The 24554-nt window shown below is 71.5% G+C and carries 24 protein-coding genes; 14 read left to right on the plus strand and 10 right to left on the minus strand.

Features of this window, described 5'->3' with window-relative positions; genetic code table 11:
* The first annotated feature begins 1 nt into the window (after nucleotide 1).
* Nucleotides 2-679, plus strand: a complete 678-nt coding sequence (locus ACWD0A_RS18130) for a hypothetical protein (RefSeq protein WP_451299202.1) — start codon at nucleotides 2-4, stop codon at nucleotides 677-679.
* Here ACWD0A_RS18130 and ACWD0A_RS18135 read toward each other — a convergent pair.
* Both ACWD0A_RS18135 and ACWD0A_RS18140 read right to left on the minus strand, forming a co-directional pair.
* A complete protein-coding gene (locus tag ACWD0A_RS18135) occupies nucleotides 645-1460 on the minus strand; it encodes a serine hydrolase domain-containing protein (protein ID WP_451299204.1) in 816 nt (271 codons plus the stop codon). The two genes, ACWD0A_RS18130 and ACWD0A_RS18135, sit on opposite strands and share 35 nt — an antisense overlap.
* Nucleotides 1461-1480: 20 nt before the next feature.
* Nucleotides 1481-1945 (minus strand): GNAT family N-acetyltransferase, encoded by a 465-nt coding sequence (locus tag ACWD0A_RS18140; protein ID WP_307715666.1) that lies wholly within the window; start codon nucleotides 1943-1945, stop codon nucleotides 1481-1483.
* Nucleotides 1946-2032: 87 nt separating this feature from the next.
* On the opposite strand from ACWD0A_RS18140, the gene ACWD0A_RS18145 reads away from it, so the two are divergent.
* Together ACWD0A_RS18145 and ACWD0A_RS18150 are read left to right on the plus strand one after the other, a co-directional pair.
* Nucleotides 2033-2494, plus strand: a complete 462-nt coding sequence (locus ACWD0A_RS18145; RefSeq protein WP_451299206.1) for a MerR family transcriptional regulator — start codon at nucleotides 2033-2035, stop codon at nucleotides 2492-2494.
* 5 nt (nucleotides 2495-2499) lie between these two features.
* Nucleotides 2500-3510, plus strand: coding sequence for an aldo/keto reductase (locus ACWD0A_RS18150; protein WP_451299208.1), 1011 nt, complete (start codon nucleotides 2500-2502; stop codon nucleotides 3508-3510).
* A 206-nt stretch (nucleotides 3511-3716) separates the two neighbouring features.
* Here the strand turns inward: ACWD0A_RS18150 and ACWD0A_RS18155 are convergent, their stop codons facing one another.
* From ACWD0A_RS18155 to ACWD0A_RS18165, 3 genes are all read right to left on the minus strand, one after another.
* On the minus strand, nucleotides 3717-4586 hold the full coding sequence (locus ACWD0A_RS18155) for a DUF4429 domain-containing protein (RefSeq protein WP_451299210.1): 870 nt from the start codon (nucleotides 4584-4586) through the stop codon (nucleotides 3717-3719).
* 66 nt (nucleotides 4587-4652) lie between these two features.
* Nucleotides 4653-5873, minus strand: a complete 1221-nt coding sequence (locus ACWD0A_RS18160; protein WP_451299212.1) for an alpha/beta hydrolase — start codon at nucleotides 5871-5873, stop codon at nucleotides 4653-4655.
* 509 nt (nucleotides 5874-6382) lie between these two features.
* Nucleotides 6383-7048: a TetR/AcrR family transcriptional regulator gene (locus ACWD0A_RS18165; RefSeq protein WP_451299214.1), complete on the minus strand. Its 666-nt coding sequence runs from the start codon at nucleotides 7046-7048 to the stop codon at nucleotides 6383-6385.
* Between the two features lie 92 nt (nucleotides 7049-7140).
* Here ACWD0A_RS18165 and ACWD0A_RS18170 point away from each other — a divergent pair, with 92 nt between their 5' ends.
* Together ACWD0A_RS18170 and ACWD0A_RS18175 are read left to right on the plus strand one after the other, a co-directional pair.
* Nucleotides 7141-8763, plus strand: coding sequence for an MFS transporter (locus tag ACWD0A_RS18170; protein ID WP_451299216.1), 1623 nt, complete (start codon nucleotides 7141-7143; stop codon nucleotides 8761-8763).
* A 150-nt stretch (nucleotides 8764-8913) separates the two neighbouring features.
* Nucleotides 8914-9291, plus strand: coding sequence for a peptidase inhibitor family I36 protein (locus tag ACWD0A_RS18175; protein WP_451299218.1), 378 nt, complete (start codon nucleotides 8914-8916; stop codon nucleotides 9289-9291).
* Here ACWD0A_RS18175 and ACWD0A_RS18180 read toward each other — a convergent pair.
* On the minus strand, nucleotides 9272-10054 hold the full coding sequence (locus ACWD0A_RS18180) for a potassium channel family protein (RefSeq protein WP_451299220.1): 783 nt from the start codon (nucleotides 10052-10054) through the stop codon (nucleotides 9272-9274). The genes ACWD0A_RS18175 and ACWD0A_RS18180 overlap by 20 nt on opposite strands.
* Before the next feature lie 63 nt (nucleotides 10055-10117).
* Nucleotides 10118-12865: a pyruvate dehydrogenase (acetyl-transferring), homodimeric type gene (gene aceE, locus ACWD0A_RS18185; RefSeq protein WP_451299222.1), complete on the minus strand. Its 2748-nt coding sequence runs from the start codon at nucleotides 12863-12865 to the stop codon at nucleotides 10118-10120.
* 477 nt (nucleotides 12866-13342) lie between these two features.
* On the opposite strand from aceE, the gene ACWD0A_RS18190 reads away from it, so the two are divergent.
* From ACWD0A_RS18190 to ACWD0A_RS18215, 6 genes are all read left to right on the plus strand, one after another.
* Nucleotides 13343-13774, plus strand: a complete 432-nt coding sequence (locus tag ACWD0A_RS18190; RefSeq protein WP_177149976.1) for a DUF3052 domain-containing protein — start codon at nucleotides 13343-13345, stop codon at nucleotides 13772-13774.
* A gap of 175 nt (nucleotides 13775-13949) precedes the next feature.
* On the plus strand, nucleotides 13950-14408 hold the full coding sequence (locus ACWD0A_RS18195; protein WP_177149977.1) for a peroxiredoxin: 459 nt from the start codon (nucleotides 13950-13952) through the stop codon (nucleotides 14406-14408).
* Nucleotides 14409-14565: 157 nt separating this feature from the next.
* On the plus strand, nucleotides 14566-15141 hold the full coding sequence (locus tag ACWD0A_RS18200) for a TerD family protein (protein ID WP_177149978.1): 576 nt from the start codon (nucleotides 14566-14568) through the stop codon (nucleotides 15139-15141).
* A gap of 93 nt (nucleotides 15142-15234) precedes the next feature.
* Complete coding sequence (locus ACWD0A_RS18205; protein ID WP_451299225.1) at nucleotides 15235-15810, plus strand: TerD family protein; 576 nt, start codon at nucleotides 15235-15237, stop codon at nucleotides 15808-15810.
* Between the two features lie 71 nt (nucleotides 15811-15881).
* Nucleotides 15882-17024, plus strand: coding sequence for a DUF475 domain-containing protein (locus tag ACWD0A_RS18210; RefSeq protein ID WP_451299227.1), 1143 nt, complete (start codon nucleotides 15882-15884; stop codon nucleotides 17022-17024).
* 111 nt (nucleotides 17025-17135) lie between these two features.
* Nucleotides 17136-17876, plus strand: a complete 741-nt coding sequence (locus tag ACWD0A_RS18215; RefSeq protein ID WP_451299229.1) for a TerD family protein — start codon at nucleotides 17136-17138, stop codon at nucleotides 17874-17876.
* Between the two features lie 67 nt (nucleotides 17877-17943).
* Here the strand turns inward: ACWD0A_RS18215 and ACWD0A_RS18220 are convergent, their stop codons facing one another.
* Entirely contained in the window at nucleotides 17944-18762 is an 819-nt protein-coding gene (locus ACWD0A_RS18220) for a TerD family protein (RefSeq protein ID WP_451299231.1), read from the minus strand.
* 212 nt (nucleotides 18763-18974) lie between these two features.
* Here ACWD0A_RS18220 and ACWD0A_RS18225 point away from each other — a divergent pair, with 212 nt between their 5' ends.
* The 3 genes from ACWD0A_RS18225 to ACWD0A_RS18235 are packed head-to-tail and all read left to right on the plus strand — an operon-like array spanning nucleotide 18975 to nucleotide 23445.
* A complete protein-coding gene (locus ACWD0A_RS18225; protein WP_451299233.1) occupies nucleotides 18975-20141 on the plus strand; it encodes an HpcH/HpaI aldolase/citrate lyase family protein in 1167 nt (388 codons plus the stop codon).
* Nucleotides 20138-22633, plus strand: a complete 2496-nt coding sequence (locus tag ACWD0A_RS18230) for a phosphoribosyltransferase (RefSeq protein WP_451299235.1) — start codon at nucleotides 20138-20140, stop codon at nucleotides 22631-22633. Before ACWD0A_RS18225 ends, ACWD0A_RS18230 begins: the two co-directional genes overlap by 4 nt.
* Nucleotides 22630-23445, plus strand: coding sequence for an HAD family hydrolase (locus ACWD0A_RS18235; protein WP_451299237.1), 816 nt, complete (start codon nucleotides 22630-22632; stop codon nucleotides 23443-23445). The genes ACWD0A_RS18230 and ACWD0A_RS18235 overlap by 4 nt, the downstream gene beginning before the upstream one ends.
* A 146-nt stretch (nucleotides 23446-23591) precedes the next feature.
* Here ACWD0A_RS18235 and ACWD0A_RS18240 read toward each other — a convergent pair whose 3' ends face one another.
* The gene (locus tag ACWD0A_RS18240) at nucleotides 23592-23816 is read right to left on the minus strand and encodes an FmdB family zinc ribbon protein (protein WP_451299239.1); all 225 of its coding nucleotides are present in this window, start codon (nucleotides 23814-23816) and stop codon (nucleotides 23592-23594) included.
* A gap of 9 nt (nucleotides 23817-23825) precedes the next feature.
* Complete coding sequence (locus ACWD0A_RS18245) at nucleotides 23826-24428, minus strand: DUF4383 domain-containing protein (RefSeq protein WP_451299241.1); 603 nt, start codon at nucleotides 24426-24428, stop codon at nucleotides 23826-23828.
* Between the last annotated feature and the right edge of the window lie 126 nt (nucleotides 24429-24554).

A 24554-nucleotide genomic window follows, 5' to 3' on the forward strand; every position in this document is an offset into this window, starting at 1 on the left:
CATGAGCACGAGGAAGCGCGTACGCGCCGCCCTGGCGGGACTGGCGGGCGCGGTGTCGCTCACGGCCTGCGGCATCCAGGAGTCCGACGTCATCGAGGCCGGCGGCCCGGCGACCCTCGACGTGCTTCCCGCGCGCGAGGTGCGGATGCTCCTGTTCTTCTACTCACCGGAGGGCACGCTGATGCCGGTGAGCCGTTACACGGGCGAGCCCTTCGGCGACTCCGCCGTCGAGCGCACCCGGATGTCGACCGCCAAGACCGTCGCCGCGCTGCTGAACGGACCGAACGCGGAGGAGGACGGGTACGGGCTCCGCAGTGCCGTCGCCCTGCCGGCCCTCGGTTCCGCGCCGGAGGTCGAACCGGGCCAGGACACGGTGGTCGTCACGATGGCCGCCCCCGTCCGGGGCCTGACCGGGCCCGCGCGGCGGCAGCTCGTCTGCACGATCGCCTATGCCGAGGACGCCGAGGGGCAGACGGAGGTGACCCTGCGGGGGGTGGACGGCACGCTCGATCCGGCCCGCTGCGACGCGGGGTCGGGCCCCGTGCCGACGGACGTGCCGCGCCGGGCGGACCCGGAACCGGAGAAGGACCCCTGGGGCTCGGTCCGCCGGAGCACTCCTGCCGGCGAGACCCCCGCGGCCACCTCTAGCGACGCACCTCCGCGAGCACCGCGTCCGTGAACGGCGGCCACGCCTCGATCGCCCAGGGCCCGAACGCCCGGTCCGTGAGCGCCACGCACGCGGCCCGCGCTTCCGGGTCGATCCACAGGAAGGTGCCGGACTGGCCGAAGTGGCCGAAGGTGCGCGGCGAGGACGAGGCGCCCGTCCAGTGCGGCGACTTGGAGTCGCGGATCTCGAAGCCGAGGCCCCAGTCGTTGGGCTTCTGGTGGCCGTAACCCGGCAGTATCCCGGACAGCCCCGGGTGCACGACCGACATGGCCTCCAGGACCGTGCGCGAATCCAGCAGCCGCGGCGCCTGCACCTCGGCCGCGAACCGCACCAGATCGTCGACCGTCGAGACGCCGTCCTTCGCCGGCGAGCCCTCCAGCGTGGTGGACGTCATGCCGAGCGGCTCCAGCACGGCCTGGTGCAGGTACTCGGCGAACGGGATCTCGGTCGCCTTGGCGATGTGGTCGCCGAGCACCTCGAACCCCGCGTTCGAGTAGATCCGGCGCGTGCCGGGCGCGGCCGTCACGCGGTGCTCGTCGAAGGCGAGCCCCGAGGTGTGGGCGAGCAGATGACGGACGGTCGCGCCGTCGGGCCCGGCCGGCTCGTCGAACTCGATCGCGCCCTCCTCGTACGCCACCAGCGCCGCGTAGGCCGCGAGCGGCTTGGTGACGGAGGCGAGCGGGAAGCGGCGGTCGGTCGGGCCGTGGGAACCGGCCACGGTCCCGTCGGCGCGCACGACGGCGGCCGCCGCGGTCGGTACCGGCCAGTTCTCGATCATCGCCAGGCTCTGCATGCGTACGAGCCTAGACGGTGCTACATGCTCAGCCGCATGGCCGGGTCCGGAGTGCGGACGAAGCCCAGCGACGCGTACAGCGGCTCACCGTCCGAGGAGGCGCGCAGATCGATCCTGCGCACGTCCCGCTCGCGGAACCAGCCGAGCAGGCCCTCCATGCAGGCGCGGGAGAGCCCGCGCCGGCGCATGTCCTCGTCCGTGGCGACGCTGAACACGTAGCCGGTGGTGCCCTGCGGGTTGCCCGGACCGCCCAGCCGGTACTCGATCGTGCCCACCGCACAGGCGGCGAGCCCGCCGCCGGGCCGGTCGACGACGTACGCGGCCAGGTCGCCGGACCGGTCCGCCAGCCGGTCGCGCAGCGTCGCCACGGCGGCGGGCTGCCAGCTCACATCCGGGTTCGGGCCGTGGCAGGAGTCCTGCATCACCTTGCGGAGGCGGACCAGTTCTTCGGCGTCGGCGGGGACGGCGGGGCGTGCGGGGCTCATGGTCCGGGAGGCTAGTCCGGGCTCCTCCCGGATCGCCACGGGATTGTGCTTGCTTCGAGTGCACTCCAGGGTTTTAGCGTGGAGCGCATGACGGTGATCGAGAGCACGACCGCGACCGCCCGGACCGATCTCTGCAAGGCCCCACCCCGCGCACATCCGCGCCCCGAGGGCCAGGACCGCTACACGATCAGTGAGGTCGTCGCCTTCACCGGACTCAGCGCACACACCCTGCGCTGGTACGAGCGGATCGGGCTGATGCCGCACATCGACCGCTCGCACACCGGGCAGCGCCGCTTCAGCAACCGCGACCTGGACTGGCTCACCTTCGTCGGCAAGCTCCGGCTGACCGGGATGTCCGTCGCGGACATGGTCAGGTACGCCGAGCTGGTCCGCGAGGGCGAGCACACCTTCGAGGCCCGCGCGGAGCTGCTGGAGCGCACCCGGCGCGACGTCCTCGACCGGATCGCCGAACTCCAGGACACGCTCGCGGTGCTGGACCACAAGATTCACTTCTACGCGGACGCCCGCGCGGCGTCGGAGAGGGACTGACCCCGATGAGCAACAACAGGATCCCGCAGGTGCCGCTCGGAACGGACGGCCCGCCGGTCGGCGTCCAGGGCCTCGGCTGCATGGGCATGAGCGAGTTCTACGGCGACACGGACGAGGCCGCGGCGCGGCAGACCCTGGAGGCGGCGCTCGCCGAGGGCGTCACGCTCTTCGACACGGCGGACGTGTACGGGCGGGGCGCCAACGAGGAGTTCCTCGCGCCGTTCGTGGCCGCGCACCGTGACGAGATCACGCTGGCCACGAAGTTCGCGATCGAGCGCACCGACGACCCGCACTACCGGGGCATACGCAACGACCCCGCGTACATCCGGCAGGCCGTCGAGGGCAGCCTGCGCCGGCTCGGCGTCGACGTCATCGACCTCTACTACATGCACCGCCGCGACCCGGCCGTGCCGCTGGCCGAGTCCGTCGGCGCGATGGCGGAGCTGGTCGAACGCGGCCTCGTCAGGCACCTCGGCCTGAGCGAGGTCACCGGTGCCGAGCTGCGCGAGGCGCACGCCGTGCACCCCATCGCCGCCCTCCAGTCCGAGTGGTCGCTGTTCAGCCGGGACGTCGAACGCAGCGCGGTCGGCGCGGCGGCGGAGCTGGGTGTGGCGCTCGTGCCGTACTCGCCGCTGGGGCGGGGCTTCCTCACGGGCGCGTTCACGGACGCGGGCGCGCTGTCGGAGGGTGACTTCCGCCGGTACCAGCCGCGCTTCACCGGTGAGAACGCGCGGACGAACGCGGCGCTGCTGGAGCCCGTCCACAAGATCGCCGCCGCGCACGGGGTGACGGCGGCGCAGGTGGCCCTGGCCTGGGTCCACCAGCGCGCCCAGGTCCACGGACTGACGGTGATCCCGATCCCCGGCACGCGCCGGGCCACGCGCCTGAGGGAGAACCTGGCGGCGGTGGGGCTGACGCTCGGTGCGGAGGACCTGGCGGCGCTGGAGCCGATCGCGGGGCGGGTGGCGGGGGACCGCTACCCGGACATGTCGTCGACGGCGACGGTACGGGAGTGACGGGGCCGCTTTCCTGGGGCGAGCCCCAGCCCTCCTGTGAACTCAATCGGCTGCCGGCGCCCCCAGCCACTCCAGTCGGGGGGCCAGCAACTCCACTGCCCTGCGCCCCTGTTCGCCATTGAGAGCCGGCGAACCGGGCAGCCATGCGCGGTCACCCCACCGGAAGCCGGGGTCGCCCGCGCCGGCCACGCCCGAGGGCGGCATGCTCAGAGCTCCGCCAGCAGCTCCGCCTTCTTCTTCGTGAACTCCTCGTCCGTCACCAGTCCCGCCAGGTGCAGGTCCCCCAAGTGCCGTATCCGGTCCGCGATGTCCGCCGGGTCGCGGCGGGCAGGGGGTGCCGTCAGGGCGGGTGCGGGGGACTGGGCGCGGACGGACTCCAGTACTGCCGCCGCGAACGGCAGCGACTCGTGCACCGGGCCGTAGCCCAGCCCGAACACCACCGCCGCCGGATCCTGGTCCGCCTGCGAGGCGGGCGTGGCCGCGGGCGCGCACGCGCCGGGACGCGGCAGCAGGCGCAGATAGCCGTCGAACGCCTCCGGGGAGCGCCACTCCACCCCCGTCAGCTCGGACACCGCGAAACTCTGGTCCCCCGCGTTCCACTTGGCCGTCGACGCCGCCGTGCGCGACCAGCGGAATCTCACGCGCGAGCCGTCGAAGGACGCCTTCCCGTCGTACGCCTTGAAGCCGAGCGGCGCCGGGGGCGCGGCGACCGTGTACCGCTCGGCGGGACGGTCCGCGTCCGGGCCGAGCGCGTCGCGCAGCGCGTCCGCGTAGTACTCGGCGAGCGTCTCGCGCTCCGCCGGCAGCACCAGCCGGTACGGATCGCTGGCGTCCTTGAGCTGACCCGCCGCTGCGTCCATCAGCGGGTCGGCTCCGGGTCTCGGCACGGCGTGCAGGACGACGGTCCCGGCCTTGCCGGGCGTGAGTGTCACCGCGGTCAACGCCTCGTGGGGGACACGCCGTTCACGCAGGGCGGAGAAGAGCCTCGGCCTGCGGATCCCCCGATCGAAGCGGATGAGCACGGAGTCGGTCTCGAACTCCCAGGTGGCTTGAATACCCGCCAGCACATCACCCATGTGCCTCATCGTATGCGGCCGACGCCTCTCCGTCGCCCCTCGGTCACAAGCCCGTTCCCCGACGCTCTACGCGCGTTGGCCCGCGGCCTCGCCGTAAATACCACTGCGGCACGTGTCGGTGTCGCCTGCGCAGCTGATGCCCTCGTACGAACCCACGCCGATCTCGGCGAAGTTGTCCACGCTCTCCGTACCCGGCTCGAAATAGCCGGTGTGTCCCGTCGCGCGCTCCGCGGAGACGACCCGCGCCCCGAACTCCGGCGTCACCGGGTCCTCGCCGTGCCCGAGCCCGCCGACCGCCAGGTGCGGCACGTCCTGGATCCAGTCGTCGCTGTCGCGCGTGGCCCAGACGCGGGCGCTGGTCCCGAGCTCGGAGACGTTCTGGGCGCGCATCCCGGGGCTGCCGGCGACCGCGATGTCCTCGACCCGCTCGGGCAGGTTCCGGGCGGCGACCCCGCAGACCACGGAGCCGTAGCTGTGGCAGAAGAGCGCGACCCTGGAGTCGCCGGGCAGCGCTTCGGTGAGGGCGTTCAGCCGCACGGCGCCGCTCTCGGCGAGCCGGCCGATCGCGGAGTCCATGCCGACGCCGACCGGCGAGGTGTAGTCGGCCCAGGCGATGACGGCGGTACGCACGCCGGGCGCGGCGGCCCGTTCGGCGGCGTACAGCGACTGCGCCATGCCGACCGGCGCGGTGTACTTGCGGGCCGTCCTCTGGAACGTGAGCAGGTTGGTGTCGACGCCGGGGACGATCACCGACACCCGCTCGGCGCGGTCGAGGTCGCCGAAGACCTCGGCGACCCGGCCAGGACCCGTCGGGTCGAAGGCCAGGATCTGCCGGCCGCTGTCCATCAGCGCGCGGAACCGGTGCATCCGCCGGACCGCCTCGTGATGGCCTTCCGCGGTGAGGTCCGGGTCGGCGACCCGCCGCCGTTCGGCGGCGAGGGACGTGGCGAGCGCCTGCCGGTTCGCCCGGTAACGCAGGGTGACGGGGGCGCCGTTGAGATTGCCCACCACATGGGGGAAGTCGGCGGCGAGCCGCTTGCCCCGGGCGCTGCCGATCGACGCGAAGAACGCGGCGAGCCGGGCGGGCGCGGAGTCCGGCGCGGGCAGCGCCTCGGCTCCGATCCGGGCCTTGCGCCAGCCCGCCAGTTCGGCGGCCAGTGCGGTGCGCGGGCCGCCCTGATCTCGTATGGCGGTCCATCCGGTGGTCGCGAGCATCATGAGGACCACCGTCAGGGCGAGCAGGGCACGCCAGACGGTCGGGGCGGGGGAGGCGTCGAAAGAAGTCACTGCGGGACACCCTAGGAGAAGGGTGGCCGCGGGCGCGAAGAGGGTGAGGCAGATCACGTGTGAAGGGGGAATGAACGGGCAGGAGGGTGACGTTCCGTGCGCGCGGCGTACGCATCGACGCAACTCGTGCGCCTCCGCGCCGCGTTGAGCGCCCTGCGCCGGGTCCGACCGGGCCTGACACCGTGCCCCGCGCCCGCGCGTACCGCCGGACACCCGCTGTCCTGCCGGGCGTTGCGCGCGTGTCGCGCCGAGCGACACGGCGCCGCTGTCCCGCCGGCCGTGTGACCCGGGCGCCGCGAGCCGCCGCCCGCCGGGCCCCGCTGTTCCGTCGCTGGCGCGTGCACCCATCTGCCGCCCGCTGCCTTCGCCGGCCTCGTGCGTGCGCCGGGCATCGCACCGCGAGCCGCCGCCCGCGGGGCGCCGAGCCGCCGTCCGCCGCGTGTCGCGCCGCGCCCGGCGCCGTGGGCCGCCAGGTGCCCCTGGGCGCCTGTGCGAGCAGCCCGGCCTCGTCAGGCGCCGGCGCGCCAGTTGCCCGCCAGGGACGGGCCCAGGTGGTCGAGGTAGGCCTCGGTCAGCGCGCGGATCGCCTCCACGCTCGGGTCCTCGCCCCGGCCCCACAGGCGGCCGGTCACCCGCATGACCCCGCCGAACGCCGCCACCGCCACCCGCGGCCGCGGATCGGCGTCCACGTCCAGGCCCTCGCGTTCGGCGATCAGGCGGGCGAGCAGGTCCTCCATGTCCGCGGAGCGCCGCAGGTGCGCCGCGAGCAGCGCCGGCGTCGACTCGATCATCAGGAAGCTGCGCATGTACAGGTCGAGCGGGACGATCTCCTCGATGGCGACCCCGATGGTGTCCCAGGACGCGGAGACGGCGTTGCGCATCGCCTCGAACGGGCCTTCCCCGGTGGGCCGTTCGCGCAGGGCGGCGACGTAGTGCGACTCCGCAAGCTCCTGGACGGCGAACGCGACCTCCTCCTTGCTGGCGAAGTACCGGAAGAAGGTGCGCTGGGACACCTCGACCGCGTCGACGATCTCGTCGACCGTCGTCCTCTCGTATCCCTGCGTGGTGAACAGCTCGAGGGCCACGCGCACCAGGGCGTCGCGGGTGCGCTGCTTCTTGCGGGCGCGCAGTCCGGTCGGCTCGACCGTCACGTCATCGTCCTCTTTCCCCAGCATTCGTCCAGCTCAGCGTACCTGCGAGCGGCGTGACAGTTACTGACTGGTGAACTCGTTTGTCAACTGTCAGTCGCTGACATTAGCCTCGCCGTATGACTAGTCAGACCACCGTCGCAAAGGCGCCGAGAGACCCCGGAGGTTCCCAGGACTCCGCCCCGGCGCCCGTCAAGGGGCTGCGCGGCCACCCCTGGCTGACCCTGTTCGCCGTCGCCATCGGTGTGATGATGGTCGCGCTCGACGGCACGATCGTCGCGATCGCCAACCCGGCGATCCAGAAGGACCTCGGCGCATCCCTGTCCCAGGTCCAGTGGATCACCAACGGCTACCTGCTCGCCCTCGCCGTCGCCCTGATCACGGCGGGTAAGCTCGGTGACCGCTTCGGCCACCGCCAGACGTTCCTGATCGGCATCACGGGCTTCGCCGCGGCCTCCGCGGCGATCGGCCTGTCCGACTCCATCGCCCTCGTCATCCTGTTCCGCGTGTTCCAGGGCCTCTTCGGCGCGCTGCTCATGCCGGCCGCGCTCGGCCTGCTGCGCGCCACGTTCCCCGCCGAGAAGCTCAACATGGCCATCGGCATCTGGGGCATGGTCATCGGCGCCTCCACGGCGGGTGGCCCGATCCTCGGCGGTCTGCTCGTCGAGCACGTCAGCTGGCAGTCGGTGTTCTTCATCAACGTGCCCGTCGGCGTCGTCGCCCTCGTCTTCGGCCTGGTGATCCTCAGGGACCACCGCGCCGAGAACGCGCCGCGTTCGTTCGACATCCCCGGCATCGTGCTGCTCTCGGGAGCCATGGGCGCGCTGGTCTACGGCCTGATCAAGGCGGGCGAGTCCTGGGGCTGGGGCGGCGGCCGGACCTGGCTCTGCCTCGGCGGCGCGATCCTCCTCTTCGTCCTCTTCGCCCTCTGGGAGACGAAGGTCGACGAGCCGCTGATCCCGCTCGGCCTCTTCCGCTCCGTCCCCCTCGCCGCGGGCACGGTCCTGATGGTGCTGATGGCCTTCGCCTTCATGGGCGGCCTGTTCTTCGTGACGTTCTACCTCCAGGGCGTCAAGGGCCTCAGCCCGGTCGACAGCGGTCTGCGGCTGCTGCCCCTGACGGCGATGATGATCGTGTCCTCGCCGCTGGCGGGCGCGCTGATCACCAAGTTCGGCCCGCGCGTCCCGCTCGTCGGCGGCATGGTCTGCACGGCGGTCGCGATGTTCGGGATGACCGCCCTGACCGAGGGCACCGGCACGTTCGTGATGTCCCTGTGGTTCGCCCTGCTGGGTCTCGGTCTCGCGCCGGTCATGGTGGGCGCCACCGAGGTCATCGTCGGCAACGCGCCCCTGGAGCTCTCCGGTGTCGCAGGCGGCCTCCAGCAGGCGGCCATGCAGGTCGGCGGCGCGCTCGGCACCGCCGTACTGGGTGCCGTCATGTCCTCCAAGGTGAGCGCCGAGTTCGCGGACAACTGGCAGGACGCGGGCATCCCCGTCCCGCCGGACCCGCGGCTGGAGGAGGCCGCCGAGTTCGGGGCCGTCCCCGCGGAACTGGCGAAGGCGCCCGGCATGACGCCGGATCTCGTCACCAGGATCGGTGACGTCATCCATGACACGTTCATGTCCGGCATGGGCCTGGCGTTCACCGTCGCCGGTGTCGTCGCGGTCGTCGCCGCCCTGGTCGCCACGCTCACCAAGCGCGGCGAGAACGCGGAGGCCGGTGCGGGCGGCGCCCACATCTGACGTCAACGCAGCGCCTGCGAGAGCCCCGACGGACAGCCCCGCCGGGGCTCTCGCCTATCCGGGTGATCATGCGACCGCCCTCTTCCGTTGTCGTGTCACCGCAGGTCAGGCTGCGGCCAAGTGATCCACACGACACGGGGGACGATCCGTATGCGTACGACTGTGTTCGCGGCGGCCGCGCTGGCCGCCACCGCCCTGCTCGCACCCGCCGCCGCGTCCGCGGCCCCGGCGGCCGCGCCACCGCGCCTCGGGGCCTGCGCCGCCGGTGAGTTGTGCCTCTGGGCGAAGAGCGGCTTCCAGGGCGCCCGCACGGCCCACGAACTCGCCGGCACCGACATCGACAGCTGTGTGCCGCTCCCGGCCGGCACCACCGCGGTCTCGCTCGCCAACCGGACGGGCCGCCCGGTGACCACGTACCAGTCCGCGGAGTGCGCGGAGACGGGCGAGTTCGAGACCTACCCCGGCGGCGGCACCTGGGTGCCCGAATCGCCGTACCGGGTACGGGCGTTCAAGATCTGGGAGAACTAGGGGGAGCGGCTGCCTGCCCGGGCACGGAAGCACCCGCCTCCGTGCCCGAGAGCCGCGCCACCTCGGCGCGGAGCTGCTTCACCTCGGTCGTCAGCGCCTCCAGCAGCGCGGTCTGCCGGCGCTCCTCGGCGTCGTCCCTCTCGAAGCGGGCGATGAACCACGCCGCGATGTTCGCCGTCACCACACCGAGCAGGGCGATGCCCGAGATCATCAGCCCGACCGCCAGCAGCCGGCCGAGGCCCGTCGTCGGCGCGTGGTCCCCATAGCCGACCGTCGTCATCGTCGTGAACGACCACCACACCGCGTCGCCGAGCGTCTTGATGTTGCCGCCCGGCGCGTCCCGCTCCACCCGCAGCACGGCGAGCGAGCCGAACATCATCAGCCCCACCACCGCTCCGCCCACATAGGTCGTCAGCGTGATCTGCGGGGCCATCCGGGCCCGCCGCCCCACCAGCAGCAGCGTGGAGACCAGCCGCAGCAGCCGCAGCGGCTGCACCAGCGGCAGGGCCACCGCGAGCAGGTCCAGCGGGTGGCTGCGCACGAACAGCCACCTGCCCGGCGCCAGGGCCAGCCGTACGAGATAGTCCGCCGCGAACGCCGCCCACACGGCCCACTCGGTCACCGTGCACAGCCTGTGCACCCACGCGTCCGCGCCGGGCGCCACGATCGGCACCGCGTACGCGACGGCGAACACCACGGCGAGACCCAGCAGCGGCCCCTGGGTGCGCGCCTCCCAGCGCATCTGCGCCGTTCGTTCCTTCATGGGGCGCATCGTAAAGGGGGTGTGCGGGGACGAACCCCGCACACCCCCCAGGAACGGGAGCGGCTACGCGTCGCCGCCGGCCGCGCCGGGGTCCGCCGCCGACACGTCGAGCAGCTGGTAGCGGTCCACCGCCTGCTTCAGCACGCTGCGGTCCACCTTGCCCTCACGCGCCAGCTCGGTGAGCACCGCCAGCACGATCGACTGCGCGTCGATGTGGAAGTACCGGCGGGCCGCACCGCGCGTGTCCGCGAAGCCGAAGCCGTCGGCACCCAGCGAGGTGTACGTGCCCGGCACCCAGCGGGAGATCTGGTCCGGTACGGAGCGCATCCAGTCCGAGACCGCGACGAACGGGCCCTCGGCGCCGGACAGCTTCTGCGTCACGTACGGAACGCGCTGCTCCTCCTCGGGGTGGAGCAGGTTGTGCTCCTCGGCCTCGACGGCGTCGCGGCGCAGCTCGTTCCACGAGGTCGCCGACCACACGTCGGCGCGTACGTTCCACTCCTCGGCGAGGATCCGCTGCGCCTCGACCGCCCACGGCACGGCCACACCCGACGCCATGATCTGCGCCGGGATCGCGCCCTGCTCGCCGCGCCGGAAGCGGTGGATGCCCTTGAGGATGCCCTCGACGTCCACGTCGGCCGGCTCGGCCGGGTGCTGGATGGGCTCGTTGTAGACGGTGAGGTAGTAGAAGACGTCCTCGCCGTGCGGGTGCTCGGCGTCGCCGCCGTACATCCGGCGCAGACCGTCCTTGACGATGTGCGCGATCTCGAAGCCGAACGCCGGGTCGTAGGCGACGCAGCCCGGGTTGGTGGAGGCGAGCAGCTGGGAGTGGCCGTCCGCGTGCTGCAGGCCCTCGCCGGTCAGCGTGGTGCGGCCGGCCGTCGCGCCCAGCACGAAGCCGCGCGCCAGCTGGTCGGCCATCTGCCAGAACTGGTCGCCGGTGCGCTGGAAGCCGAACATCGAGTAGAAGACGTAGACCGGGATGAGCGGCTCGCCGTGCGTCGCGTACGCCGAACCGGCCGCGATCAGGGAGGCCGTGCAGCCCGCCTCCGAGATGCCGTCGTGCAGCATCTGCCCGGTCGGCGACTCCTTGTACGCGAGCAGCAGCTCGCGGTCCACGGCCTCGTACTGCTGGCCCAGCGGGTTGTAGATCTTCGCGCTCGGGAAGAACGAGTCCATGCCGAAGGTGCGGTACTCGTCGGGCGCGATCAGCACGAACCGCTTGCCGATCTCCTTGTCCCGCATGAGGTCCTTCAGCAGCCTGACGAACGCCATCGTGGTGGCGATCGACTGCTGGCCGGAGCCCTTCTTCACAGCCGCGTACGTCTTGTCGTCGGGCAGCACGAGCGGCTTGGAGCGCACGACGCGGGTGGGCACGTAACCGCCGAGCGCCTTGCGGCGGTCGTGCATGTACTGGATCTCCTCCGACTCCGGGCCCGGGTGGTAGTACGGCGGAAGGCCGGACTCCAGCTGGGCGTCGGTGATCGGGATGTGGAGGCGGTCGCGGAAGCGCTTGAGGTCGTCGACCGTCAGCTTCTTCATCTGGTGCGTGGCGTTGCGGCCCTCGAAGTTCGGGCCGAGCGTCCAGCCCTTGACCGTCTGGGCGAGGATCACGGTCGGCTGGCCCTTGTGCGCGCGTGCCGCCGCGTACGCGGCGTAGATCTTCCGGTGGTCGTGCCCGCCGCGGCCCAGCATGAGGATCTGGTGGTCACTCATGTTCTCGACCATGGCGCGCAGACGGTGGTCGTCACCGAAGAAGTGCTGCCGGATGTACGCGCCGGTCTCGGTGGCGTACGTCTGGAACTGGCCGTCCGGCGTGGTGTTCAGCTTGTTGACCAGCACGCCGTCGCGGTCCTGCGCGAGCAGCGGGTCCCAGGTGCGGTCCCACACCAGCTTGATCACGTTCCAGCCGGCGCCGCGGAACTGCGACTCCAGCTCCTGGATGATCTTGCCGTTGCCGCGGACCGGGCCGTCGAGGCGCTGCAGGTTGCAGTTGACGACGAAGGTCAGGTTGTCCAGGCCCTCGCGGGCGGCGATGGACAGCTGGCCCAGCGACTCGGGCTCGTCCATCTCGCCGTCGCCGAGGTAGGCCCACACGTGCGAGTCGGAGGTGTCGGCGATGCCGCGGGCCTCCATGTAGCGGTTCATCCGCGCCTGGTAGATCGCGCCGAGCGGACCGAGGCCCATCGACACGGTCGGGAACTCCCAGAAGTCCGGCATCAGCCGCGGGTGCGGGTAGCTGGACAGGCCGTACGGCGCCTTCGACTTCTCCTGGCGGAACGCGTCGAGCTGCCGCTCGGAGAGCCGGTCCAGCAGGAACGCGCGGGCGTAGATCCCGGGGGAGGCGTGCCCCTGGAAGAAGATCTGGTCGCCGCCCTTGCCGTCGTCCTTGCCGCGGAAGAAGTGGTTGAAGCCCACGTCGTACAGGGAGGCGGAGGACGCGAACGTCGCGATGTGGCCGCCGACGCCGATGCCGGGGCGCTGCGCGCGGGAGACCATCACCGCGGCGTTCCAGCGCGTGGCGTTGAGGATCTTGCGCTCGATCTCCTCGTTGCCGGGGAAGAACGGCTCGTCCTTGGTGGCGATGGTGTTGACGTAGTCCGTGCTGCGCATCTCGGGCACGGCCACGCGCTTCTCGCGCGCCCGCTCGATCAGGCGGAGCATCAGGTAGCGGGCGCGCTCGCGGCCCCGCTCGTCGACGGCGGTGTCGAGAGAGTCCAGCCATTCCTTGGTCTCTTCGGGATCGAAGTCCGGGACCTGGCTGGGAAGGCCGCCAATGATGATCGGGTTGCGATCGGATCCGGAAGCCACGCTATTCCTTCGCTGTTCGGGAGTCTGCCGCGACGAGATCACGGGAAGACGCGCTGACGTGATGTCGGGGAAGCTGTCGCACCGCCTCCATCGTGTACCGCAGGGAGGCGTACGTCACCTCTACCGAGGGGTAACCCCCGGACTTCGTGACATCGGGCCAGGACCCCGGGTGCCGGCCCTGCCAAATCGCAACCATACGCTCAACCCGGCCATGCGTTTCGTTCGGCCGTTCGGTTCCGATTGGGGGATCGAGGGTAGGTATGCGGCAAAGATGGCCAAAAGGCGTGGCGCTCTTCACGCATGGGTCACCGGGCGCTGCCTGGAGTTGCGCCGAGACGGCCCCAAACGTCACCGTTTCGGCGGTCCGTACGGCCGGGTACTTGCGCGATCCGTCCCGCCCGTGTGGACTACGGCCAATGCCACGCGTGCGCGCGTGGCCTCAAGGCATTCCCAAAGAACAAGATCAGGAGGCAAGCCGTGAGCGCGACCGCGGACCACGCGGAGACGAACCTGGCCGCAAGGCTGGGTTTCCAGCCCGACCAGGTGGTCCAGGAGATCGGCTACGACGAGGATGTCGACCAGGAGCTCCGCGAGGCCATCGAAGAGGTCACCGGCACCGAGCTCGTCGACGAGGACTACGACGACGTGGCCGATGCCGTGGTGCTCTGGTTCCGTGAGGACGACGGGGACCTGACCGATGCGCTGGTGGATGCCATCGCGTACATGGAGGAAGGCGGCCAGATCCTGCTGCTGACGCCGAAGACCGGCCGCGACGGCTACGTCGAGCCCAGCGAGATCGGCGAGGCTGCGACCACCGCGGGCCTGTCGCAGACCAAGAGCATCAGCGCCGGCAAGGACTGGGCGGGCACCCGTCTCGTGACGCCGAAGGCCGCAGCGAAGAAGCGCTAGCCGCGAAGTGGCGCCGGCCGCGGCGCCGGGTGCGATCCGACAGCATCGCGAGGCCCCCGTCGACACCTCCCACGACCCGGTGGGAGCGGTCGGCGGGGGCCTCGCGCATGGGGCCCGCGCCTTCTGCGTAGGGTGGTCGTTCACCTGACCGGCTCACAGAAGGGATGCGTTTTCCATGGCCATCGAGGTCGGTGACAAGGCTCCGGAGTTCGAGCTCAAGGACAACCACGGGCGCACCGTCACGCTGTCCGAGTTCCGCGGCGAGAAGAACGTGGTGCTCCTCTTCTACCCGTTCGCCTTCACCGGCGTGTGCACCGGCGAGCTGTGCGCCCTGCGCGACGAGCTGCCGACGTTCGTCAACGACGACACCCAGCTCCTCGCGGTCTCCAACGACTCGATCCACACCCTGCGCGTCTTCGCCGAGCAGGAGGGGCTCGAGTACCCGCTGCTGTCCGACTTCTGGCCGCACGGCGAGACCTCCCGGGCCTACGGCGTCTTCGACGAGGAGAAGGGCTGCGCGGTGCGCGGCACCTTCATCATCGACAAGGAGGGCGTCGTGCGCTGGACCGTCGTCAACGCCCTGCCCGACGCGCGCGACCTGAACGAGTACGTCGAGGCCCTCGGCGCGCTCTGAGGCTCCCGGCGCACCGGCCGCCGCGAACCGCAGGGGTTTCCCGGGGATCGCCCGGAAATAGCACAGCGGCCGGGAACCGGTCACTAGGATCCTTTCGTTGATCCCAACAGCAACGAACGACGGGGGCGCTGCCCCTGAACATCCAATGGAGGGACTCGTGGGAGTCAGCCTCAGCAAGGGCGGCAACGTCTCGCTGACCAAGGAGGCCCCTGGCCTGACCGCCGTCACCGTCGGTCTGGGCTGGGACGTCCGCACCACCACCGGCACCGACTTCGACCTCGACGCCAGCGCCATCCTGGTCAACGCGGAGGGCAAGGTCCGCAACGACCAGGACTTCGTGTTCTTCAACAACCTCAAGAGCGCCGACGGCTCGGTCGAGCACACCGGTGACAACCTCACCGGTGAGGGCGAGGGCGACGACGAGCAGGTCAAGGTGAACCTGGCCGGCGTCCCCGCCGACGTCGACAAGATCGTCTTCCCGGTGTCGATCTACGACGCCGAGACCCGCCAGCAGTCCTTCGGCCAGGTCCGCAACGCCTTCATCCGCGTCGTGAACCAGGCCGGCGGCGCCGAGATCGCGCGGTACGACCTCTCCGAGGACGCCTCCACCGAGACGGCGATGGTCTTCGGCGAGCTCTACCGGCACGGTGCGGAGTGGAAGTTCCGCGCCGTCGGCCAGGGTTACGCCTCGGGCCTGCGCGGCATCGCGCAGGACTTCGGTGTGAACGTCTGAGCCCAGCAGTTCCCATGCCCGGCGCCGCACTCCTTCTGGTGCGGCGCCGGACGTGCCTCGCAACCAAGCCCAGCCAGGGGAGGACTCACCATCATGGGCGTCACGCTCGCCAAGGGAGGCAACGTCTCCCTCTCCAAGGCCGCACCCAATCTCACCCAGGTCCTCGTGGGGCTCGGCTGGGACGCACGCTCCACCACGGGAGCACCCTTCGACCTCGACGCCAGCGCCCTGCTCTGCCAGAACGGCCGCGTCCTCGGCGACGAGTGGTTCATCTTCTACAACCAGCTCACGAGCCCCGACGGCTCCGTCGAGCACACCGGGGACAACCTCACGGGTGAGGGCGACGGCGACGACGAGTCGCTCCTGGTGGACCTCTCCAAGGTGCCGGCCACGGTCGAAAAGATCGTCTTCCCGGTCTCCATCCACGACGCCGACAACCGCGGCCAGACCTTCGGCCAGGTGAGCAACGCCTTCATCCGCGTGGTCAACCAGGCCGACGGCCAGGAGCTCGCGCGCTACGACCTCAGCGAGGACGCCTCGACGGAGACCGCGATGATCTTCGGCGAGCTCTACCGCTACGGGGGCGAGTGGAAGTTCAGGGCGGTAGGACAGGGGTACGCGTCGGGCTTGCGGGGCATCGCTCTAGACTTCGGGGTCAACGTTTCGTAAAGCCGCGTGCGGCGCGGGGGAGACCCTCCCTCGGGCATCGCCCGGGGGACCATTACACGATTGGGTAGCCAGTGGTTCTGAAAACCTTCGGCTGGTCGTTCGCCGTCACGGCGCTCGGCCTCGCATTCGCCGCCTGGCAGTGGGGCTGGGAGGCGTTCGGGATCGTACTGATCCTGTCGATCCTCGAGATCTCGCTGTCGTTCGACAACGCGGTCGTCAATGCCGGAATCCTCAAGAAGATGAACGCCTTCTGGCAGAAGATCTTCCTGACCATCGGCATCCTGATCGCCGTCTTCGGTATGCGACTGGTCTTCCCCGTCGTGATCGTCGCCATCAGCGCCAAGGTAGGACCGATCGAAGCGGTCCAGCTCGCCATGGACAACCCCGGGCGGTACGAGGACCTCGTCACGGACGCGCACGCGGCCATCGCCGCGTTCGGTGGCATGTTCCTGCTGATGATCTTCCTGGACTTCATGTTCGAGGAGCGCGAGCACAAGTGGCTGGCCTGGCTGGAGCGCCCGGTGGCCAAGCTCGGCAAGGTCGACATGCTGTCGGTCTGCATCGCGCTGATCGTCCTGATGATCACTGCCATGACCTTCGCCACCCAGGCACACACCAGTACGGGGCACGCCGACAAGTCGGCCACCGTGCTGCTGTCCGGTGTCGCGGGTCTGATCACGTACCTGGTCGTCGGCGGCCTCTCCGGCTACTTCGAGGACAAGCTCGAGGAAGAGGAGGAGCGCGAGCACGAGGAGGAGGAGCAGGCCAGGCGCGAGGGGAAGCAGGTCTCCGCGGTAGGCCTGGCCGGCAAGGCGGCGTTCTTCCTCTTCCTGTACCTCGAGGTGCTCGACGCGTCCTTCTCCTTCGACGGCGTCATCGGCGCGTTCGCCATCACCAACCACATCTTCTGGATGGCGCTGGGCCTCGGCATCGGCGCGATGTACGTCCGGTCGCTCACCGTCTACCTGGTGCGCCAGGGCACGCTGGACGACTACGTCTACCTGGAGCACGGCGCGCACTACGCGATCGGCGCGCTCGCGGTCATCCTGCTCGTCACCATCCAGCACGAGATCAGCGAGATCATCACCGGCCTCGTCGGTGTGTTCCTGATCGCCGCCTCCTTCTGGTCCTCGCTGCGGCGCAACAAGGCGCTCGCGGCGGCCGAGGGAAAAGCTGACTCGGGCGACAAAGCCGGAGTGTCGTCCGGGGTGTGACACCCTCCGGGGGGAGGGAACGCTCTGAACGGGGCGGTCACGAGGTTCTCGAGCCTCGGGACCGCCTCGCGGCATGACGCGGGGACTTGACGACCGAGTGTGGGGTGGGGCATGGCCTTCTGGGACAACCTGTTTCGGGGGAGCGGCGCGGCGCAGTTCGATTCCGGCAGCGCCGCGACCAACTCCATAGAGCTGACCAAACGGCGCCCGACGGTCTCGCTCACCAAGCAGGGCGCTGCCACCGGCAATCTGCGCGTCAACCTCTCCTGGCGGATGCGCACCTCGGACATCGAGGGGCGCTCACGCCAGGGCGGCCGGCTCCTGCGCCACCCGTTCAAGCTCTTCCAGCCCGACGTGGTCCAGGCCCACACCCAGGGCGTGGTCAACGTGGACCTGGATCTCGGCTGCCTGTACGAGCTGACGGACGGCAGCAAGGGCGTGGTGCAGCCGCTGGGCAGCTTCTTCGGCAGCCTGAACGAACCGCCGTACGTACGCCTCAGCGGCGACGACCGGTTCGGCGCCCCCTCCGGCGAGACGATCTTCGTCAACCTCGACCACCGGGACGAGATCAAGCGCCTGCTCTTCTTCGTCTACATCTACGACCAGACGCCCGCCTTCGACCGCACGCACGCGCACTGCACGCTCTACCCGAGCAACGGGCCGCGCGTGGAGATCGAGCTCGACGAGCGCGCGCCCCAGGCCCGCTCCTGCGCGGTGTTCTCCGTGGAGAACGTCAAGGGAGAGCTGGTCGTGCGCCGCGAGGTGAAGTTCGTGTACGGCTTCCAGGCAGAGCTCGACCGGCTGTACGGATGGGGGCTGCAGTGGGGACGGGGCTACAAGAGCCGGGTCTGACGAAGGCGCCGGGCGGCCGCGCCCGGCGCTGGTGAGCGCCTCGTACCGGGCCTACGGCGTACAGGGCCTACGGCCGCAGGAACTGCGGGCCCATCGGAGGCAGCCGGAAGTTCGGGTCGGGCGCGTGCGCGGCCAGGGGAGCGGGCTGCGGATAGCCGTACCCGGAGGCGGGCGGCGCCGTCTGCGGGGGCGGGGCGGTCTGCGGGTAGCCGTACGCGGGCCGGGTCGCGTCCGACTGCGGATAGCCGTAGGCGGGCGCGGGCTGCGCCGGCAGGGGCGGGGCCGCCTGGGCCGCTGCCCCGGGCTCCGCGGAGGGCTCGGCGGACGGCTCCGCGGCCGCCTCCGCCTCGTCCACCGAGATGCCGAACGCGGTCGCGAGCCCCACGAGGCCCGTCGGGTAGCCCTGCGCCACCGCGCGGAACTTCCAGCCGTCCCCGCGCCGGTACAGCTCGCCGCAGATGATCGCCGTCTCCTCGCCGGTCTCCGGCTTCACGTCGAAGACGGCCAGCGGCTCCGCGCCGGGCGCGGCCGCGTCGTGGAGCGATATGCGCAGATCCCGTACATGCTCGAAGGTGCCGCCGTCGGAGGAGGCGGCGATCACGACCTGATCGACGGAGGTGTCCAGTGCCCCCAGGTCCGCCTCGACGGTGTCCGTCAGGTGCTCGGCGATCCGCTTCTTCGGCAGCCGGCGCACCAGACCCGAGGGATGGCGCGGCTGGTTGTAGAAGACGAAGTCCTCGTCGGAGCGCACACGGCCGTCGGCGCCGAGCAGCAGCGCCGACGCGTCCACGTCCGGCACCCCGGTGCCCGGGGTCCAGCGCAGCACGGCCCGTACGGCCGTGGCATCGAGAGGGACGTTCGAGCCCTTCAGCATCGCGTGCGTCATGCCCGTCATCCTGCCTGCCCGAGGCCGCGCGGGACAACGCGGGGCCCTGTTGCGGGCCCTTGTGCGTGCCGGTCCGGCAGGCCGGGCGGCACGAGTGCGAAGCGGACGAGTTACCTGCATTTCATGCACATGGGGAACTCTCGACACCCGCGCTTACGTACTATTACCGGCCACATGTTGTCAGGGCCGTCGAGGCAGTACGGGGGATGTAGATGCGTCATTTCGGGCAGGTCCCGCCCGCGGTCCAGGCGAGACTCTTCCACCGGCAGCCGTGCGAATTCGACGCCGGCTCTCCGGCCAGGACGCTCGCCGCCGCCCTCGGCGCCACGCTCTACAGCCCGGCCACCCGCCCGCGGCTCGCCGACGACGTGGTCAAGCAGGCCGGCCGGGGCGTCGTGTCCATGGTGCTGTGCCTGGAGGACTCCATCGACGACGCGGACGTGGAGGCGGCCGAGGCCAACCTGGTCCGCCAGTTCGCCGACCTCGACGCACGCGGCGGCGAACTGCCCCTGCTGTTCATCAGAGTCCGCTTCCCGGACCAGATCACCGACCTCGTGAAGCGCCTGGGACCCGCGGGACGGCTGCTGACCGGATTCGTGCTCCCCAAGTTCACCGAGGAGCGCGGCGTCCCCTTCCTGGAGGCCCTCGCCACCGCCGAGGCCGCCTGCGGGCGCCGGCTGTTCGCGATGCCCGTCCTGGAGTCGCCCGAGCTGCTCTACCTGGAGAGCAGGACCGACACGCTCGTCGGCATCTCCCGCACCGTCGACAAGTACCGCGACCGCGTCCTCGCCCTGCGCCTCGGCGTCACCGACTTCTGCTCCGCTTACGGACTGCGCCGCTCGCCCGACATGACGGCGTACGACGTACGGATCGTCACCTCCGTCATCGCCGACGTGGTCAACGTGCTCGGCCGCTCCGACGGCACCGGCTTCACCATCACCGGTCCGGTGTGGGAGTACTTCCCCACCCAGGAGCGCATGTTCAAGCCCCAGCTGCGCCGCAGCCCCTTCCTCGAAGGGCGGGCCGAGGAGCTGCGCACCGCGCTCATCGAGCACGACATGGACGGCCTGCTGCGCGAGATCGAGCTCGACCGGGCCAACGGCCTGCTCGGAAAGACCTGCATCCACCCCTCCCACGTGCTGCCCGTCCACGCCCTGTCCGTGGTCAGCCACGAGGAGTACAGCGACGCCTGCGACCTCCTGCGCCCCGAGCGCGGCGGGGGCGGCGTGCTGCGCTCCGCGTACACGAACAAGATGAACGAGGTGAAGCCGCACCGCGCCTGGGCGGAGCGGACGCTCCAGCGCGCCGAGGTCTTCGGCGTCGCCAAGGAGGACATCGGCTTCGTGGACCTGCTGCGGGCGGGAGTCGCCGACTCATGACGAAGGAGGAGGACGGCGTGGTGTGGTCGGGCAGCTGGGTCGCGGACCGGCTGGGAGTCGGACTCGACGGTGACGAACGGCTGCCCGAGCTCCTGGGCCTCGCCCTGCGCCGCAACCCCAAGCGGGCCCACCTGCTGGTGTCCAACGTGCTGGGCAAGCACGTGCCGCAGAACCCACGCGTGGTCTGGCAGTGCGGGTACGACCTAGGCCGCCGCGTGCGCGAACTGCTCGGTGACGCCGCGTCCCGCCGCGCGGTCGTCCTCGGCTACGCCGAGACCGCGACCGGCCTTGGCCACTCCGTCGCGGACGGTGTGGCCCTCGCGCCCTATCTGCACTCCACCCGGCGCCCCGTCGACGGCGTCGCCCGCGCCGGAGGGTTCGAGGAGTCCCACTCGCACGCCACCACCCACCTGCTGCTGCCGGAGGACCCGCGGCTGCTGGCGGGCGACGGCCCGCTGATCCTCGTCGACGACGAGTTCTCCACGGGCAACACCGTCCTCAACACCATCCGCGACCTGCACGAGCGCTTCCCGCGCAAGCAGTATGTGATCGTCGCGCTCGTCGACATGCGCGCCGAGGCGGACCGGCGGCGCTTCACCGCCTTCGCGGACGAGATCGGCGCGCGCGTCGACCTCGTGTCCCTCGCCTCCGGCACCGTCCGCCTGCCGGAGGGCGTCCTGGAGAAGGGCCAGGCGCTCGTCGCGGAGCACGAGCCCACGGCCCCCGCCGTGAGCCCGGCCCCGGCCGCCGGCCGCCTCACCCGTATCGACCTGGACTGGCCCGCCGGCGTCCCCGACGGCGGACGCCACGGGTTCACCCCCGAGCACCGGCGCGCCCTGGAGGCCGAACTGCCCGCCATGGCGCTGCGGATCGCCGACGCGCTCGGCGAGGCCTGCGGCACCGGCCGCCGCGTGCTCGTCCTCGGCTTCGAGGAGCTGATGTACGCGCCGCTGCGGATCGGCGTCGCCCTGGACCAGCACGCCGACGCCGACGTGTCCTACTCCACCACCACCCGCTCGCCCGTCCTCGCCGTCGACGACCCCGGCTATGCGATACGGACCCGGCTCGTCTTCCCGGCCCACGACGACCCCGCCGACGGCCCCGGCGAGCGCTACGCCTACAACGTGGCGGGCGGCGGCTTCGACGCCGTCGTCGCGGTGGTCGACTCCACCGCCGACACCGCCGAGCTGCACGGCCCCGACGGGCTGCTCGCCCGCCTCGCGGCCCACACACCGCACGTGCTGCTCGCGGTGGTCCCCTCGTACGTCCCCCCGGCACCCGAAAGGGCCTCCATGCTGCCCGAGCCGCTCCGCGGACCCGCCTTCTCGTCCTACGCGCCCGAGGAGGTCGGCTGGCTGCTCCAGGACCTGTCGGACGTCGAACTGGAGGCGCCCACGGAGGAGCGCGAAGAGGCCATCCAGAGCGGCGGCGCGCACTACGCCGAGTCCCTGCCCGTCGAGTATCAGCCGAGCGAGGCGTACCAGGCGCTGTTCAAGGCCGCGCTCGAGACGTCCGCGGCCCGGATCGCGCGGGCCGTCGCCACCGTCACCGAGACCGTCCTCGCGGAGTTCCCCCAGCGCGTTCGGCCCGGGAGGCGCCCCCACGAGCGGCCTGGGAGGCACCCCCACGAGCCCCGCCCCGTCCTCGTGTCCCTCGCCCGCGCCGGCACGCCCGTCGGCGTCCTGATGCGCCGCTGGGCGAAGCACCGGCACGGCCTCGACCTCCCGCACTACGCCGTCTCCATCGTGCGCGGCCGGGGCATCGACGCCAACGCGCTGCGCTGGCTCGCCGCCCACCACGACCCGGCCGACGTCGTGTTCGTCGACGGCTGGACCGGCAAGGGCGCCATCACCCGCGAACTCGCCGAGGCGCTGCGCGAGTTCGACGGCTTCGACCCCGAGATCGCCGTCCTCGCCGACCCGGGCGGCTGCGTGCGCACCTACGGAACGCGCGAGGACTTCCTCATCCCCTCCGCCTGCCTCAACTCCACCGTCTCCGGCCTCATATCCCGCACCGTGCTCCGCGCGGACCTGGTGGGACCCGACGACTTCCACGGCGCGAAGTTCTACCGCGAACTGGCCCCCGCCGACGTCTCCGGCCACTTCCTCGACACCGTCGCCGCCCGCTTCGACGAGGTGACGGACGCCGTCGACGCCGACGTCAAGGAACTGCTGGCCGCCGACCGCGCCCCCACCTGGGAGGGCTGGGCGGCCGTCGAGCGGATCAGCGAGGAGTACGGCATCCACGACGTGAACCTCGTCAAGCCCGGCGTCGGCGAGACCACGCGCGTCCTGCTGCGCCGCGTCCCCTGGAAGATCCTCGCCCAGCGCGGCGCGGGCGCCGACCTCGACCACGTACGGCTGCTCGCCGAGCAGAGAGGCGTACCGGTCGAGGAGGTCGACGACCTCCCCTACACCTGCGTGGGGCTGATCCACCCCAAGTACACGCGGGGCGCCACCGGCGCCGACGGCAGGGCGGTGACCGGCCAGTGAGCGTCCTCGTCGCCAGCGACCTCGACCGTACGCTGATCTACTCCAACGCGGCCCTCGCGCTGACCATGCCCGACGCGGAGGCGCCCCGGCTGCTGTGCGTCGAGGTGCACGAGCGCAAGCCCCTGTCGTACATGACCGAGACGGCGGCCGGTCTCCTCGCCCGCCTCACCGAGGACACGGTCTTCGTCCCCACGACCACCCGCACCCGCAAGCAGTACCAGCGCATCAGCCTGCCCGGTGCCGCGCCGCGGTACGCGATCTGCGCCAACGGCGGGCACCTGCTCGTCGACGGGGTCAGCGACCGCGACTGGCGCGATGCCGTCGACGTGCGGCTCGCCGACGAGTGCGCGCCGCTGGCCGAGATCCGCGCCCACCTGTCCGCCGCGTCCGACCCCACGTGGCTCAGGAAGGAACGGGTCGCGGAGGACCTGTTCGCCTACCTCGTCATCGAGCGCGCGCTGCTGCCCGAGGGCTGGCTCAAGGACCTGAGCGGCTGGGCGGAGGAACGGGGCTGGTCCGTGTCGCTCCAGGGCCGCAAGATCTACGCCGTCCCCAAGCCGCTCACCAAGAGCGCGGCGGTCCGCGAGGTGGCCCGCCGCACCGGCGCCCGCCTGACCCTGGCCGCGGGCGACTCCCTGCTCGACGCGGACCTCCTCCTGTGCGCCGACCGCGCCTGGCGCCCCGCCCACGGCGAACTGGCGGAAGCCGGCTGGACGGCCCCCCACGTGGAGGCGCTCCCCGAGGCGGGAGTGGCGGCCGGCGAGGAGATCCTGCGCCGCTTCGGGGGACACGCCCGGCTGACGACCGGGTAGGCGCGAACGCCTGGGGGCGGTCGCGAACGCCGGGTGCCGGCGGTGCTGGGGCTCGCAGGGGGCCGGGGCGCGGCTCCGACCCCCCGGGCCGGGAGGGCCCGTTTGCGGCAGCCGGGGGGCGACCGGCGTCGTGGATCGTCTCGGCGTCAGCCGCAGCAGCCGCCGCCGCAGCACCCACCGCCGCCGCCCGCGCCACCGGCGCCGGGCGCCGGTCCCGCGGACCTCGTGCCGCCCACGGCGACCGCGGACAGCAGCTTGACCGTGTCGTCGTGCCCGGCCGGGCAGCTGGCGGGAGCGGACGACTCGGCCATCGGCCGGCTCACCTCGAACGTGTTGTCGCAGGACCGGCAGCGGAATTCATAACGCGGCATGCGCTCAGGTTACCGGGGCCTGCGGAGCGGCGGCTGCGGCCGCCGCTCGGCGAGTTCACGGCGGCGCCTTGCCCGCTGTTCCCGCTCGGCCTCCTCCGGGTGCCGGGCCTTCCAGTACGGGTTGTCGTGCGGCAGGGTCGCGCTGACTCTCCCGTACATCCCGAAGAACATGAGCATCACGCCCACCACGAAGCTGAACATCACGTTCTGGATGCGGAAGGCGAGCGGGTTGAAGCTGCGGTCGAGGAGGGCGAGGTTGACGAACCCGCTGGCGATGAAGAGCACGCCGAGGACCATGTTCACGGTCGAGGCGAAGTTGCCTCCGACGACCATGCCGGCGAAGAGCAGCAGCCCGACCGCGATGGACAGCACGCTCAGCGCGCCGTTGGTGTTCAGACCGGCGACGGTGTCCCCGCGGGTGTCGAAGAAGCCGATCCGGTCGATCAGCCCCAGGATGCCGAAGGCGACCAGCAGGAGACCCATGAGCCCGGCGCCGATGCGGTAGAAGCGGCTCAGCCGGTGGTCGACAGGCAGATGCTCGTCGAGCTTGATGCGGTTGCGGCGGCGGGCCCGGTCTCCGGCTCTCGGATGCAGTACGTGTCCTGCGGCCATCACCGGCCTCCTTCGTCCGTACGCGTGCCCCGGCTTTCAGGATCCGCCCGGGTCGCGGGCGCTACAAGCCCGGGCCTCGGGGCGGGGGCGTACGTGGCCGGGCCCCTTCCGCCGCCGCTGCCGGCC

The organism is Streptomyces sp. NPDC002867 (assembly GCF_053591895.1).

Bases quoted from the DNA above. Each gene is read 5' to 3' on its own strand.
- ACWD0A_RS18225 (WP_451299233.1), top strand. From the start codon at position 18,975: ATGCGTCATTTCGGGCAGGTCCCGCCCGCGGTCCAGGCGAGACTCTTC.
- ACWD0A_RS18240 (WP_451299239.1), bottom strand. From the start codon at position 23,816: ATGCCGCGTTATGAATTCCGCTGCCGGTCCTGCGACAACACGTTCGAG.
- ACWD0A_RS18165 (WP_451299214.1), bottom strand. From the start codon at position 7,048: ATGCTGGGGAAAGAGGACGATGACGTGACGGTCGAGCCGACCGGACTG.
- ACWD0A_RS18145 (WP_451299206.1), top strand. From the start codon at position 2,033: ATGACGGTGATCGAGAGCACGACCGCGACCGCCCGGACCGATCTCTGC.
- ACWD0A_RS18175 (WP_451299218.1), top strand. From the start codon at position 8,914: ATGCGTACGACTGTGTTCGCGGCGGCCGCGCTGGCCGCCACCGCCCTG.
- ACWD0A_RS18220 (WP_451299231.1), bottom strand. From the start codon at position 18,762: ATGACGCACGCGATGCTGAAGGGCTCGAACGTCCCTCTCGATGCCACG.
- ACWD0A_RS18180 (WP_451299220.1), bottom strand. From the start codon at position 10,054: ATGAAGGAACGAACGGCGCAGATGCGCTGGGAGGCGCGCACCCAGGGG.
- ACWD0A_RS18155 (WP_451299210.1), bottom strand. From the start codon at position 4,586: ATGGGTGATGTGCTGGCGGGTATTCAAGCCACCTGGGAGTTCGAGACC.
- ACWD0A_RS18205 (WP_451299225.1), top strand. From the start codon at position 15,235: ATGGGCGTCACGCTCGCCAAGGGAGGCAACGTCTCCCTCTCCAAGGCC.
- ACWD0A_RS18130 (WP_451299202.1), top strand. From the start codon at position 2: ATGAGCACGAGGAAGCGCGTACGCGCCGCCCTGGCGGGACTGGCGGGC.
- ACWD0A_RS18230 (WP_451299235.1), top strand. From the start codon at position 20,138: ATGACGAAGGAGGAGGACGGCGTGGTGTGGTCGGGCAGCTGGGTCGCG.
- ACWD0A_RS18150 (WP_451299208.1), top strand. From the start codon at position 2,500: ATGAGCAACAACAGGATCCCGCAGGTGCCGCTCGGAACGGACGGCCCG.
- ACWD0A_RS18195 (WP_177149977.1), top strand. From the start codon at position 13,950: ATGGCCATCGAGGTCGGTGACAAGGCTCCGGAGTTCGAGCTCAAGGAC.
- ACWD0A_RS18215 (WP_451299229.1), top strand. From the start codon at position 17,136: ATGGCCTTCTGGGACAACCTGTTTCGGGGGAGCGGCGCGGCGCAGTTC.
- ACWD0A_RS18170 (WP_451299216.1), top strand. From the start codon at position 7,141: ATGACTAGTCAGACCACCGTCGCAAAGGCGCCGAGAGACCCCGGAGGT.
- ACWD0A_RS18245 (WP_451299241.1), bottom strand. From the start codon at position 24,428: ATGGCCGCAGGACACGTACTGCATCCGAGAGCCGGAGACCGGGCCCGC.
- ACWD0A_RS18140 (WP_307715666.1), bottom strand. From the start codon at position 1,945: ATGAGCCCCGCACGCCCCGCCGTCCCCGCCGACGCCGAAGAACTGGTC.
- ACWD0A_RS18135 (WP_451299204.1), bottom strand. From the start codon at position 1,460: ATGCAGAGCCTGGCGATGATCGAGAACTGGCCGGTACCGACCGCGGCG.